General features: G+C 67.3%; 11 protein-coding genes. 7 read left to right on the top strand and 4 right to left on the bottom strand.

Annotation, left to right across the window (positions count from 1 at the left end; all coding sequences use genetic code 11):
- Positions 1 to 41: 41 nt before the first annotated feature.
- Complete coding sequence (locus FHX72_RS07330) at positions 42 to 1,760, bottom strand: rhamnan synthesis F family protein (RefSeq protein WP_068479673.1); 1,719 nt, start codon at positions 1,758 to 1,760, stop codon at positions 42 to 44.
- A gap of 159 nt (positions 1,761 to 1,919) precedes the next feature.
- Here FHX72_RS07330 and FHX72_RS07325 point away from each other — a divergent pair, with 159 nt between their 5' ends.
- Positions 1,920 to 2,963, top strand: a complete 1,044-nt coding sequence (locus tag FHX72_RS07325) for a glycosyltransferase family 2 protein (RefSeq protein WP_183624133.1) — start codon at positions 1,920 to 1,922, stop codon at positions 2,961 to 2,963.
- Positions 2,964 to 3,034: 71 nt separating this feature from the next.
- Here the strand turns inward: FHX72_RS07325 and rfbA are convergent, their stop codons facing one another.
- Positions 3,035 to 3,895 (bottom strand): glucose-1-phosphate thymidylyltransferase RfbA, encoded by an 861-nt coding sequence (gene rfbA, locus FHX72_RS07320; protein ID WP_068479669.1) that lies wholly within the window; start codon positions 3,893 to 3,895, stop codon positions 3,035 to 3,037.
- A 2-nt stretch (positions 3,896 to 3,897) separates the two neighbouring features.
- Positions 3,898 to 4,512, bottom strand: coding sequence for a dTDP-4-dehydrorhamnose 3,5-epimerase family protein (locus FHX72_RS07315; RefSeq protein ID WP_068479667.1), 615 nt, complete (start codon positions 4,510 to 4,512; stop codon positions 3,898 to 3,900).
- A gap of 130 nt (positions 4,513 to 4,642) precedes the next feature.
- Between FHX72_RS07315 and FHX72_RS07310 the strand changes: the two genes are divergently transcribed.
- The 6 genes from FHX72_RS07310 (at position 4,643) to FHX72_RS07285 (ending at position 10,759) form a co-directional block, all read left to right on the top strand.
- Positions 4,643 to 5,584: a glycosyltransferase gene (locus tag FHX72_RS07310; protein ID WP_183624131.1), complete on the top strand. Its 942-nt coding sequence runs from the start codon at positions 4,643 to 4,645 to the stop codon at positions 5,582 to 5,584.
- A gap of 122 nt (positions 5,585 to 5,706) precedes the next feature.
- On the top strand, positions 5,707 to 6,690 hold the full coding sequence (rfbB, locus tag FHX72_RS07305) for a dTDP-glucose 4,6-dehydratase (protein WP_068484209.1): 984 nt from the start codon (positions 5,707 to 5,709) through the stop codon (positions 6,688 to 6,690).
- Positions 6,687 to 7,586, top strand: coding sequence for a dTDP-4-dehydrorhamnose reductase (gene rfbD, locus FHX72_RS07300; RefSeq protein WP_338110076.1), 900 nt, complete (start codon positions 6,687 to 6,689; stop codon positions 7,584 to 7,586). Before rfbB ends, rfbD begins: the two co-directional genes overlap by 4 nt.
- Positions 7,586 to 8,743, top strand: a complete 1,158-nt coding sequence (locus tag FHX72_RS07295; RefSeq protein WP_183624129.1) for a glycosyltransferase family 4 protein — start codon at positions 7,586 to 7,588, stop codon at positions 8,741 to 8,743. Before rfbD ends, FHX72_RS07295 begins: the two co-directional genes overlap by 1 nt.
- Positions 8,744 to 8,996: 253 nt before the next feature.
- Positions 8,997 to 9,488, top strand: coding sequence for a hypothetical protein (locus FHX72_RS07290; protein WP_183624127.1), 492 nt, complete (start codon positions 8,997 to 8,999; stop codon positions 9,486 to 9,488).
- Positions 9,489 to 9,793: 305 nt separating this feature from the next.
- Positions 9,794 to 10,759 carry an endonuclease domain-containing protein gene (locus FHX72_RS07285; protein ID WP_183624125.1) on the top strand — a complete coding sequence of 322 codons (966 nt, stop codon included), beginning with the start codon at positions 9,794 to 9,796 and terminating at the stop codon, positions 10,757 to 10,759.
- A gap of 189 nt (positions 10,760 to 10,948) precedes the next feature.
- Here FHX72_RS07285 and FHX72_RS07280 read toward each other — a convergent pair whose 3' ends face one another.
- Positions 10,949 to 12,337: an LCP family protein gene (locus FHX72_RS07280; protein ID WP_183624123.1), complete on the bottom strand. Its 1,389-nt coding sequence runs from the start codon at positions 12,335 to 12,337 to the stop codon at positions 10,949 to 10,951.
- Positions 12,338 to 12,393 lie beyond the last annotated feature (56 nt).

The raw sequence follows: 12,393 nt of genomic DNA, 5'->3' as shown, positions 1-12,393 counted from the left end.
CCCGGCCCGCGTTTGCGCTCATCGATGCCGCGCCGCTGGTCTCAGCGGAAGCGCGCGATCAGCAGCTTCGACTGGGCGGCCAGGCGCCGAATGCCCCGCTCGAGGGCGGGGAACCGGCGTAACTTCACCATGAACCTGCTGAACAGCATCCACTCGGCTCCGCTCCGCGCCCTGACCCCAGCAAAGCGGCGGTGCGGCCCGCGCGGGTCGTCCCCAAACTGAGCCACCAGGTCCTCAAACTTCGCGGCAAGCAGCGCGTAGTCGCTCGCGAGCCCGTCGGCGGTCTCCGCCTCCGAGACGGCGAACCCCGCGTCGAAGACAACACGGCTGGCAAGCAGGTCGAGGAGCCTCGCCAGCTCCCCGTCCGGGAACTTCTCTTCCAGCTCCGCGACCCCGTGCACCTCGCACGCCCGCGCGAGGTGCTGGAGCGCATCCACTCGGTACGCCGCAAACCCGGCAAACGGCGCGACGGGGGTGTTGGTGTCGAGCGGCGCATCCACACCAAGCACGGCAGCCAGCTCGGCGACCCTCTTGCGGCTCCCCCGCCAGCCATCCGCGAGCAGGCCCGTGCCAACCGGGGGTGCGACGGGCACCAACATGCCAAGCGTCTGGTGGTCAGCGAACTCCCACGCGAGCGGCTCCGCGCGCTCGAAGATGACCCGCCTGCCGCGCTGCCGCGCCAGCATGGCGGCGCTCGGTGGCACTTCTGCCAGCGAAGCGGCCTCGTCAGACTCGACCAGGACCAAATCGGCGCTTTGTACCCGCGAGTCCCCCGCGATGAGCCTCGGCCAAAAACCACCGCGCACGATGCGCACGTGCAGTCCCGAGATGGTCGCGACCTCGTCGTCACTGCCCTCGTCGCGGCGCCAATCGTGGGTGACCGCGGTCGAGGCCCGACGGAGCACGCGCGGGCCAGCTCCGACGCCGGCCGCCAGCACCCGGCTCGGCGCAAACCGGCTTGTGCTCTCGACCAACACACCAGCCGGGAAGCCGCGGCGCTCAACCTCGAGGGCCACGTCGCGCGGCGAAACGCCCCGGTGGTCAAGCTCAACTGGGTTGTGGGCAAACAGGCGCCGCTTCACGATCGGAGCCCCGGCCTCCAGCAGCATCACCGGCGCCTCCATGCTCGGATTCGCGATGACCCTGCCGTCAACACTGAAGTTGCCCGCCGGGAACTGCGCCCCCTTCGAGAAGCCGCGCTCCGCAAAAAACGGCGAAAAGCGGGCCTCGTGGTGCCGGACCGAGTCGTCGTACGAGCGAATCTGCGGCATGGATGCCCAGTACTCGCGCCACGCGTCGCTCACGATCACCGAGCGCCTGACCGCAAGCCAGTGCGACTGCAGGTGCGCGGGCAAGGAACCGCTGAAGGTGTACGGGTTTGGCGTGAGCTCGCCGTGCTCGGTCAGGCCCCACACGTCGTAGCCGGCAGCATCCGCCCAGCTGAACGTCTCGTCGAAGGAGGTCATAGGGCCCAAGAACGTGTAGTTCACCAGCACAACCTCGTCGAACGAGGCAAGCCGCTCAGCGCCGATCTCGTCGAGGGCGGCACGATAACCGCCGACGTCGAAGCCCTCGTTCGGGCGCTCAAACACCGAATCGGCGACCGAGTCGAGCGACGCTCTTGACTCGTCCGTCACCGAACCGTTCACCACAACAAAAAGCTCACTCGCGTGCGGGCGAAGCCCACGCAGAGCCCGCAGCACCCCAGAATCGGCGATGCCCGCCTTGTCAAACAGCAAGTAGATGATGAGTCGGTTCATGCTCGTAGGCAGCCAACGAGGCCTGCCGTTCCCCCTTCAGGTACGCACCAAGCGAACTGCACCTGAGCGCGTGCAGACTCGTGCCAAGCTAGCACCAGGCGCACGCGCCCCGCCGAAGGAAGCCCGGCCTCCGCGCCCCGCCGAAGAAAGGGAGACCCGATGCCAGCTTCGCGACTTGTTGCCGAACGCCGACCAGAGGATGCACGCGAGCAGCAGCTCGGCGACGCCGCCGTCACCGCGGTCGTGTGCACCTACAACGGCGAGAGGTTCCTCGAGCAGCAGCTGCTCAGCATCCTGTCGCAGAGCCACCCGGTAGCTGAGGTCATCATCTCCGACGACGCTTCGCAGGACGGGACCGTCGAGCTCGCGCGCCGCCTATTGGAGGACTCAGACCGGGCCTATCGCATCTACACGCGAGACAAGCCGCTTCGCGTGAGCGGGAACTTCGAATTCGCGCTCGGCGAGGCTCGAACGGACTACCTCGCGACGAGCGACCAAGACGACGTCTGGCACCCCAAGAAGGTCGAGCACCTCCTCGCGGCCCTCGTCGGCGACGACCAGGCGCTGCTCGCCCACTCCGATGCGCTCCTCGTCGACGAGGACGGAGAACCCATCGGCGGCACCCTCCTCGACTCGCTCGAGATCACGGCGACCGAGTGGCGCGACTACGAGAACGGGCGGCAGCTCGAGGCCCTCACCGCCCGCAACTTCGTCACCGGCGCGACCATGATGCTCCGCGCCTCCCTCGTCTTCCGGGCGGGGAACGCCCCGGAACCATGGATCCACGACGAGTGGCTCGCGACGACGGCGGCCCTCGTCAACGGGCTGCGCGTCGTGAAGGAACCCCTCATCGACTACCGGCAGCACAGCGACAACCAGATCGGGCAGACTGCACCGACGCTCCAGGTCAAGATCGCGCAGGCGACCAAGGACGGCTCCGCCGACCAGCTGCGCCGCTACCGCCGCACCGTCGCCCTCCTCAAGCGCGTCAGCGAGCTCGGCGGCACACCAGAACAGGAAGCCCACGTGAGGCGCAAGGTCGCCCACGAACGGCAACGGCTCCAGCTGCCCACCTCGCGCATCCGCCGTCTCCCCCGCATCCTCAAATGGACGCTGCGCGGACGCTATGCGACCTACTCGCGAGGCAGCTACGACATCGCACGCGACCTCTTCCAGTCGCTGAAGGAACGCGACAGCGACTGAATCGCAGGCTGAGCGAACGACGAAGGCCGTGACTCGATCGAGTCACGGCCTTCGTCATCACGCGGGGCTCCCTACGCGAGGAGTCCCTGCATGTAGCGTCCGTATCCGCTCTTCTGAAGCGGCTTCGCGAGCGCCGCGAACTCCTCGTCGTTGATCCACCCGGCGCGCCAGGCGATCTCCTCGATGCAGCCGATCTTGAAGCCCTGGCGGTCCTCGATGACCCGCACGTACTCGCTCGCCTGCATCATCGACTCGAACGTGCCCGTGTCGAGCCACGCCGTGCCACGGTCGAGGACCTGCACCTGCAGCTTGCCCGCGTCCAGGTATGCCGAGTTGACGCTCGAGATCTCGAGCTCGCCGCGCGCGGAAGGCTCGACGTTCTTCGCGATCTCGACCACGTCGTTGTCGTAGAAGTACAGACCGGGCACCGCGTAGTTCGACTTCGGCACCTCCGGCTTCTCCTCGATCGACACGGCCTTGTTGTTCTCGTCGAACTCCACGACGCCGTACGCGACCGGGTTCGACACGTGGTACGCGAAGATCAGGCCACCGTCGAGCACGTTGTTGCCGCGCAGCGACGAGCCGAGGCCGGAGCCGTGGAAGATGTTGTCGCCGAGCACGAGCGCGACCGAGTCGTCCCCGATGAACTCCTCACCGATGATGAACGCCTGAGCGAGCCCGTCCGGGGAGGGCTGCACGGCGTACTCGATGCGCATCCCGAACTGCGAGCCGTCGCCGAGCAGGGCGCGGAACTGGTCGTTGTACTCGGGGGTCGTGATGATCAGCACCTCGCGGATGTCCGCCATCATGAGCGTCGACAGCGGGTAGTAGATCATCGGCTTGTCGTAGATGGGCATGAGCTGCTTTGAGATGCCCTTGGTGATGGGCCACAGACGCGTGCCGGAACCGCCAGCAAGAATGATTCCCTTCATGGCTACGCACCCGCCTTCGCGCTGAGCTCGGCGTAGTAGGCGCGAGCCTCTTCCCAGCTGGGGAGTAGACCGGATGCGGCTGCCTCGGCCAGCGAGGGAGCATCCGTGTCCTTCGGGGAGAGCAGCAGCTCGCCGGCTTCCTCCGGGAAGCGGAGGTCGACGTCCTTGTCGAGCGGGTTGATGCCGTGCTCACGCTCTGCGTGGTACGTGTCGGTGACGAGGTAGCTGACCGTGGCGTCGTCGGTCAACGCGACGAACGCGTGGCCGAGGCCCTCCGACAGGTAGATGGCCTTGCGGTCGACGTCATCAAGACGCACCGAGTCCCACTCGCCGAACTTCGGCGAGCCCGTGCGGATGTCGATGACGAAGTCGAGGACAGCGCCGCGCGTGCACGTCACGTACTTGGACTGGCTCGGCGGAATGTCCGCGAAGTGGATGCCACGCACCACGCCGCGCGTCGACACCGAGGTGTTCGCCTGCTTGAGGTCAATCGAGTGCCCGACAGCTTCTGCGAGCTTGTCGAAGCGATACCACTCCAGGAACACGCCACGGTCGTCGCCGAACTGCTTCGGCGTGATCTCGTAACTGTCTGGGATGCTGAGTTCGCGAATCTCCATGCCGAGAAGTCTAGTGCGGCGAGGAATGCGAACGCTCTCCGACCCACTCGGCCATACTGGATGGCTGGCGAAGCCTCGCCGCGAACGACTCGCACAGAGAGTGCTCGCACAGAGAGTAAGGAACGACGGGATGCACACACAGGCAGAGCCGCGCACGCTGCCGCGCGTCGCCGTCCTCCTCGCGACGCACATGGGCAGGACCTACCTCGACGAGCAGATCGACTCGATCCTCGACCAGGCGGGTGCCGACCTCCACATCTTCGTCTCCGACGACGGATCGACCGACGGCACCCTCGAACTCCTCGCCGAGCGAGCGGATGCCGACGCGCGCATCACGATCCTGCCGCCGGAGACCTTCGGCGCACCCGCACCCAACTTCTTCCGCCTCCTCACGACGATTCCCATCGCAGAGTACGACTACGTCGGATTCGCCGACCAGGACGACGTGTGGATGCCAGCCAAACTCGAGCGCCACATTCGACTGCTCGCCGAGGGTCGCGCAGACGGCATCTCCTCGAACGTGACCGCCTTCTCGGAGGACGGCACTCGCATCCTCATCAAGAAGGACTACCCGCAGCGCCTCGTCGATCACCTCTTCGAGACCCCTGGCCCTGGCTCGACGTTCCTCCTCACTCAGCGCTTCGCGCGTCTCGTCGCGGAACAGCTCGACAACCCACACTCCCCCGCGCGCGAGGCCTTCGCCCACGACTGGCTCATCTACGCGCTCGCCCGCTCCGCCGGCCTCCGCTGGGTCATCGACGGCGAGTCGACGGTCGACTACCGCCAGCACGTCGCCAACGCCGTCGGCGCCAACACCGGCCTCTCACAGGCCTGGAAGCGCCTCAAGCTCACCTCGAACCGGTGGCACCGCGGGCAGGTGCAGCTGACCGTCGAGGCGTGCATCCACGTCGCCTCCGCTGACGAGCTGCCGAGGCTGCAGTGGCTGCACGAGATCCTCGCGGAATTCACTTATCGGGACGCGCTGCGGCTCGTGCGGCGCTGGCGCCAGCTCCGGCGCCGCCCCCGCGACCGCGCCGCCCTCGCCACGCTCATCACTGCACGACTGTGGTAGCACGGTTGGGGCCGCGCTAGAGTAGCTCCGACTGTGCGCGGGTCAGCCCGCGCCTCTCGAACCACACAACCATCGGCAAATTTCCATCGGCACAGCCCGGCCGACGATTGAACAGGACAGGTATGAAACTTCTCGTGACCGGCGGGGCCGGCTTCATCGGCTCGAACTTCGTGCGCCGCGCGCTCCAGGACCAGTACGAGGGTCTGGAGGGCGTCGAGGTCGTTGTCCTGGACAAGCTGACCTACTCGGGGAACCTCGAGAACCTCGCGCCAGTCTCCGACTCCGAGCGCTTCACGTTCGTGGAGGGCGACATCACGGATGACGTCGTGCTCGACGAGTGGATCCCGAAGGTGGATGCGGTTGTCCACTTCGCGGCCGAGTCGCACGTCGACCGTTCCGTGCGCGACGCGTCCGTGTTCATCGAGACGAACGTCGTCGGCACGCAGAAGCTGCTCGACGCGGCGCTTCGTCACGAGCTGCCTCGGTTCGTGCACGTCTCGACCGACGAGGTCTACGGGTCGATCGAGGAGGGCAGCTGGAGCGAGACGTTCCCGCTCGAGCCGAACTCGCCGTACTCGGCATCCAAGGCGTCGTCCGACCTCATCGCGCGTTCGTACCACCGCACGCACGGCCTGAACGTGTCGATCACGCGCTGCTCGAACAACTACGGCCCGTACCACTTCCCCGAGAAGGTCATCCCGCTGTTCGTCACGAACCTCATCGATGACAAGCATGTCCCGCTGTACGGCGAAGGCAACAACATTCGCGACTGGCTGCACGTGGACGACCACTGCCGCGGTATCGCGATGGTGCTCGTCGGTGGCAAGGCTGGCGAGATCTACAACATCGGTGGCGGCACGGAGCTCACGAACAAGGAGCTCACGCAGCTGCTGCTCGACGCGACCGGCAAGGACTGGTCGTACGTGGACCGCGTGCAGGACCGCCTCGGCCACGACCTGCGCTACTCGGTGGACATCTCGAAGATCCAGCGTGAGCTTGGCTACGAGCCGAAGGTTCCGTTCGAGCAGGGTCTGGCTGACGTGGTGCAGTGGTACCGCGACAACCGCACCTGGTGGGAGCCGCTGAAGGAGCGCGCTGCCCTGTGACCGAATCGACGTCTGTCCCCGCCGCGGCGGCCGCACCTGCGGTCGCCGCGCGGTTCCTGATCACGGGTGCATCCGGGATGCTCGGCCGTGACCTTCAGCGTGCCCTCGCGGGCCGGGAAGTCACGGCTCTTGGTCGCGCTGCGCTCGATATCACCGACGCTGCTGCGGTGGATGCCGCCGTGGCGGGGATGGACGTCGTCATCAACGCTGCCGCGTACACGAACGTGGACGGCGCGGAGACCGACGAGCAGGCCGCGTTCGCGGTGAACGCGACCGGGCCCGGCGTGCTCGCCGCGGCTGCCGCGAGGCACGGGGCGCGGCTTGTGCACGTGTCCACGGACTACGTGTTCCGAGGCGACGCGACCTCGCCGTACGCGGAAGATGCCGGGCACGACCCGATCTCGGCGTACGGGCGCACGAAAGCGGCCGGCGAGACGGCAGTGCGTGACGCCCTGCCAGACGCGTCGTACATCGTGCGCACCGCGTGGCTGTACGGCGCGGACGGCCCGAACTTCGCGAAGACCATGGCGCGCCTCGCGGCGAGCAAGCCGGAAGTGTCCGTGGTGTCGGACCAGCTCGGCCAGCCAACGTACTCGGCGGATCTCGCGGCGCAGATCGTCGCGCTTGTCGACGCGAACGCGCCCGCGGGCACGTACCACGGCACCAACGCTGGGGTCGCGTCCTGGTACGACTTCGCCCGAGAGATCTTCCGCCTCGCGGGTTTCGATCCCGAGAACGTGAAGAAGACGGACAGCACCGCCTTTGTGCGTCCGGCCCCTCGCCCCGCGTACTCCGTCCTCGGCCACGACGCCTGGACGAACGCGGGGGTTCCACCCATGCGGCCCTGGCTCGAAGCACTCGAAGACGCCGCCGCCCAAGGAGTCCTCAACACCTGATGGTTACCCTTCGTGTCCTGCTCGATCGCGCCGCCGACGAGCGCCCAGGCGGAACCAGGCGCTACAGCGAAGAGCTTGGGCGTCAGCTCATCACGCGCGCGCCCCGCGGCTGCGACGTGGAGGCGATCATCCCCAAGCGCTCACGCGAGGAGGTCGCCCTCCTCGAGGAGCGCGTCCCCGGGCTCAGCAGCGTCGTTCAAGCTCCGCTCCGCCCGGAGCGCCTCGAGTCCTCTTGGTCCCGCGGGCTGCTGACGAACTCCGTCGGCGGCGGGTTCATCCACAGCTTCACGCCGCTCGCGCCGATGCGCGACATCTCGCTGAGCCAGGGCATCGACCAGACCGTGGTCACCTGGCACGACATGACGGCGTTCACGCACCCAGAGCTCGTCAGCGCGCACACGACCAAGCATCACAAGGCGCTCCTGCGCCGGGCGTTCCGCTACGCAAGCGGGATCGTCGTGCCCACCAATGCCGTCGCTGACCAGGTCATCGAGCACTACGACTTCGGCGACCGCGTGCGAGTCATGAGCCCGGCCGCGGCAGCCAGCATCCAACTCCCGGGTTCAGAGGAGGCAGGGGACGCCATCGCAGAGTCCCTCGGCCTGCCTGACGAGTACATCATCACGCTCGCGTCGCTGCACAAGCGCCACGGCCTCGCCCAGCTCCTCAAGGCGCTCGGCGACAAGGGCCTCGACGGCGTCAAGCTCGTCGTCGTCGGCCCGACCGAACGCGGCGAGGTCACCCTCGACGCACTGGTCAGCGAGTCCGGAATCGAAAGCGAACGTGTCGTCGCCGTTGGCGTCATCACCGATGAGCAGCTCGCCGTCGCACTGCAGCGCGCCAGCGCCCTCGTCGTGCCGAGCCTCAGCGCCGGATTCGGCCTGCCCATCATCGAGGCCTTCAAGTTCGGCACCCCGGTCATCACCTCCGACGACCCGGCGCTTGTCGAGGTAGGACTCGACGCGACCCTCGTCGTCGAGCGAGGCGACGGCATCGCCGACGCCGGCTACCCTGAGCGTCTCGCGGGCGCCATCGCGGGAGTCCTCGCCGACAGCGATCTCGAGCGCCGACTGCGCCTGGCAGGCAAGGACCGCGGCGGAATGTTCTCGTGGGAGATCTCGGCAGACCAGATCTGGAACTTCCACGCCGACCTCTAGGCGCACCAGCGAGGCTGTCCCGGCGCGAGACTTGGAGTGACGTTGGACGAAGTGCTGCGCTGGGGAACCTCGCTCCTCACGCTGTGCGGGTTCGGCCTCGCCATGGGTCTCAACCCAGCCCTCTACGCCGCGACCGGTGACGTGCTCGCCCGCAACGTCGACGTCTCCAAGCGGCTCGCGTGGATGCTCCTCGGGCTCGCGGTCGGCACCACGACGCTCCTACTCGTCTTCCGGAGCTTCGACCCCACGACTCGTGACCAGGTTCCGCGGGAGCCTCGACGCGGCGCTCCTCAACCGGACGATCGACCTCGTCGTCGGCATCATCTTCCTGGTCTCCGCCGCGGTGGTGCTTGTCTGGCGTGCGCGCATCCTGGAATTTCCTAAGAAGGCCAAGGCGCCGTCGAAGCCCCGCGCATCCGGTACCGCGTATTTCCTGCTGGGGCTCGGGGCGTGCGTCGGCTTCACGACGCTCCCGATCATGTACCTCACCGGTCGTCTCATCCACGGCCTCACGCCTGACGACCTGCTGCGCATCGCCGCCTACGCGGTCTTCCTCGTCGCGTTGGCCGCTCCGTTCCTCGCACTCGCCTGGATCTGGACGAAGATCCCGTCGGTCACGGCGCGCGTCGTCGGCTTCTACTCCAAGGCCGCCACGTGGGACTACCGTCGCACCCTGGCGATCCTGCTCGCCGTCGCGGGCCTTCTCTTCCTTTGGCTCGCGTTCTTCGCCCCTCGCGGCCTCTGACGCCGCTGCGCGCCGTCTCGACGCCCGCCGCCCCTCCATGTCGCCCCTCCGCCACTCCGCCACTCCGCGTCGCCCCTCCGCGTCGCCGCCACCCGCCCGACTTTTCGGGATGGGTTTCACGCTTCGGGATGGCTTGCAAGCCATCCCGAAGCGTGAAACCCATCCCGAGATCAGGCTCTTGAGTGGCGACCGTCAGCGAGTTGCGCTAGCGGATGCTGCGACCGGGCACATGCGCTCGACACGTGGCACCTGCCACCTGTGGATAAGTCCCGGTCACTCACTCATGGATCCCTACTGTGGCGGACATGGAATCGCAGGAACACGACCGCGCGGATGCACGAATGCATGCGTTCACGACACGCGACGGCCAGAACGCCGGCATCAGTGCGCGCGAACTCTACGGCGGCGACTACGGGCGGCCACACCGCGGTGTCTTCACGACTCGTCCAGTCGAGTCGGCAGTCGACTACGCCCGTGCCTTCTCCCCACGAATGCGCGACTGGCATGCACTCGGCGACACGACCGCCGCGCGCCTCTGGGGCCTCCCGCTCACACGTCGCTTCGATGCCGAGACGACAGTGCACATCGTCGTTCCGTCCGGCCGCAACAAGCCGCGAGGGGCCGGCATCCGGGCGAGGAGCATCCAGGCTTCGAACTGGGCCAGAACGATGGAGTTCGGGGTCTCACTCGCAACTCCTCCACTCACTTGGGCCCTCCTCGCGCGCGTGCTGACGGCTCGAGAGCTCGTCACCGTCGGCGACGCGCTTGTGACCTCCTCCCGCAGCTACAGGGGCATCAACCGGCCATACGACCCAACGGTCTCCGAGAATCCCTACGACCCCGTTCCGCCGCTCGCCGAACTCGTCGAGCTGCAAGCCGTGGCCGATTCCTGGGGGCGCACCGTCGGCGCGACCCGGATGCGGGCAGCCCTCACGTTGATCCGCCCCGGAGCCGAATCCCCCATGGAGACGCTCACCCGGCTCCTGATCCTCGATGCAGGTTTCCGAGAACCAGCAGTCGGGTATCGCGTACTCGACGGGGGCGCATTCGTCGGACGCGTTGATCTCGCCTATCCCGAGGCGAAAGTCGCGGTCGAATATGACGGCGAGTACCACTGGGAGAAGAAGCAGGCGATGGAAGACCTCGCCAGGATCAATCGTCTCCAGCAAGCTGGTTGGACGGTGATCCGCGTCACCAACCGAGACCTCGCCAACCCGACCGCATTCTTTTCACAGCTGCGCACGGCACTGCGACGCAGCCGCGCGTCCTAATGCAACGGCTTCCCCGCGGCTTGGTGCCCAGAGTCGCTTCGCGCCCAAAATCGCTTCGCTGTCGCCCGCGGCTTCGACTCGGGATGGCTTGCAAGCTTCGGGATGGCTTGCAAGCCATCCCGAAGCGTCGAACCCATCCTGAGACTGCGCGGGCGCGCGCGGGGGGCGGCGAGCCGGGCGGGCGCGGCGCTACTCGGCGGGGGCGGTTTCCTCGGGGGCCGGGGTCGTCTCAGGCGGGTCGGAGGCGATCGCGTCCTGGACCGCGGCGTGGATGCCCGGGATGTCGGGGTTGCCCTGGTCGAAGTTGGGCGGCACGATGTCGAGGCGCACGCTGTTGCCGCTGCGCGACTTCAGGAGCAGGTCGCCGACGTAGCCGATCATGCCCTCGGGAATGTCGGTCTGGACGACCTTCTCGAGCGCATCCGTGACCGGACCGATCTTGCCGAGCAGATTGCCCGGGGTCATGGTCGCGACCATGGCCTCCTGCAGCTGCCGCTGGCGCTCCATGCGCGCGAAGTCGGTGGTCTCGTAGCGGGACCTGGCGTACCAGAGCGCCGTCGAGCCGTCCATGTGCTGCTGCCCGACCTCGATGTACTCCGTCGCGGGCGCCCATCCGGGTGACCCGTCATCGTTGATGCCGATGCCGACGCGTTCGGTGACGTTGATGTCGACGCCGCCGAGGGCGTCGATGAGCTCGGTGAACCCGGCCATATCGACGAGCACGTAGTACTGGATGCTCAGCCCGGTAATGCCTTCGACGGCGTCGCGCATCGCTTCGATGCCTGGCTCTGAGCCATGCTCTGCGGCATCGGCGTAGCCGCCGTCTTCGGAAATCGTCGCCTCCGTGTAGACGGAGTTGAGGTAGCAGGCGTCGACGGCGCAGCCCTCGTAGAGGTTCGGGTAGAGGTCCTGCATGGGGCCCTCGGAGAACGGGAAGCTCTCCATGGCGCGTGGGAGGCCGATGGTGGTGAGCTTGCCGGTGAACGCGTTGAAGCTCATGACGCTGATGGAGTCGGGGCGGAGGCCCTCTCGGTCGTCGCCGCGGTCACCGCCGAGCATCATGATGTTGAGCTGGCCGTCCGCGGGGAGCTGGATGCCGTTCGAGGCACCGCCGAACAGGCCTTCGATGGCGGATTTGCCCTGGTTGGCGATCTGCGAGGTGACGGCGGCGAAGACGAGCGGCACGGTGACGAGCACCACGCCGACGATGGCGATAAGCGGGCGCGCAACCTGCTCGAGCTTGATGATGCGGACGAGGCGGAGCGCATCAAGACCGCTGACGACCCACATGGCGACGTAGAAGAGCAGCACCAGGTGCACAAGCGTGATGCCGAGCGTCGTGGAGAACACGAACAGCAGGGGCCCGCGGAGCACCAAGGCGAGGATCACCAGGACGAGGATCGCCGCGATTCCGCCGAGCCAGAGGGACAGCATGAAGCGCCCGAGCTTGCGGTTCCCGGCGAGCACCTGCGCGGTCCCTGGCAGGAAGAAGTTCGCGATGAGCAGCCACCAGGCGCGCCTGGTCATAAGCTGCGGCGAGCTGGCGTCCGGGTACCGGAGCGGGAGGGTGAGTGTCATGGGGTCCTGCGGTCGAGGAGCAAGGGCAGCTGCGACGGTCTGGCCGAAGGGTTCTC

Source organism: Pseudoclavibacter helvolus, assembly GCF_014191305.1.
Lineage (GTDB): Bacteria > Actinomycetota > Actinomycetes > Actinomycetales > Microbacteriaceae > Pseudoclavibacter > Pseudoclavibacter helvolus.
Note: the sequence above shows the minus strand (reverse complement) of the source record. Positions and strands in the feature narration are given on the sequence as shown.

What these genes read in the sequence shown, in the direction of transcription:
- FHX72_RS07280 (WP_183624123.1), bottom strand. Translation starts at nt 12,337, where the DNA reads ATGACACTCACCCTCCCGCTCCGGTACCCGGACGCCAGCTCGCCGCAG.
- FHX72_RS07295 (WP_183624129.1), top strand. Translation starts at nt 7,586, where the DNA reads ATGGTTACCCTTCGTGTCCTGCTCGATCGCGCCGCCGACGAGCGCCCA.
- FHX72_RS07310 (WP_183624131.1), top strand. Translation starts at nt 4,643, where the DNA reads ATGCACACACAGGCAGAGCCGCGCACGCTGCCGCGCGTCGCCGTCCTC.
- FHX72_RS07325 (WP_183624133.1), top strand. Translation starts at nt 1,920, where the DNA reads ATGCCAGCTTCGCGACTTGTTGCCGAACGCCGACCAGAGGATGCACGC.
- FHX72_RS07330 (WP_068479673.1), bottom strand. Translation starts at nt 1,760, where the DNA reads ATGAACCGACTCATCATCTACTTGCTGTTTGACAAGGCGGGCATCGCC.
- rfbA (WP_068479669.1), bottom strand. Translation starts at nt 3,895, where the DNA reads ATGAAGGGAATCATTCTTGCTGGCGGTTCCGGCACGCGTCTGTGGCCC.
- FHX72_RS07315 (WP_068479667.1), bottom strand. Translation starts at nt 4,512, where the DNA reads ATGGAGATTCGCGAACTCAGCATCCCAGACAGTTACGAGATCACGCCG.
- FHX72_RS07285 (WP_183624125.1), top strand. Translation starts at nt 9,794, where the DNA reads ATGGAATCGCAGGAACACGACCGCGCGGATGCACGAATGCATGCGTTC.
- rfbB (WP_068484209.1), top strand. Translation starts at nt 5,707, where the DNA reads ATGAAACTTCTCGTGACCGGCGGGGCCGGCTTCATCGGCTCGAACTTC.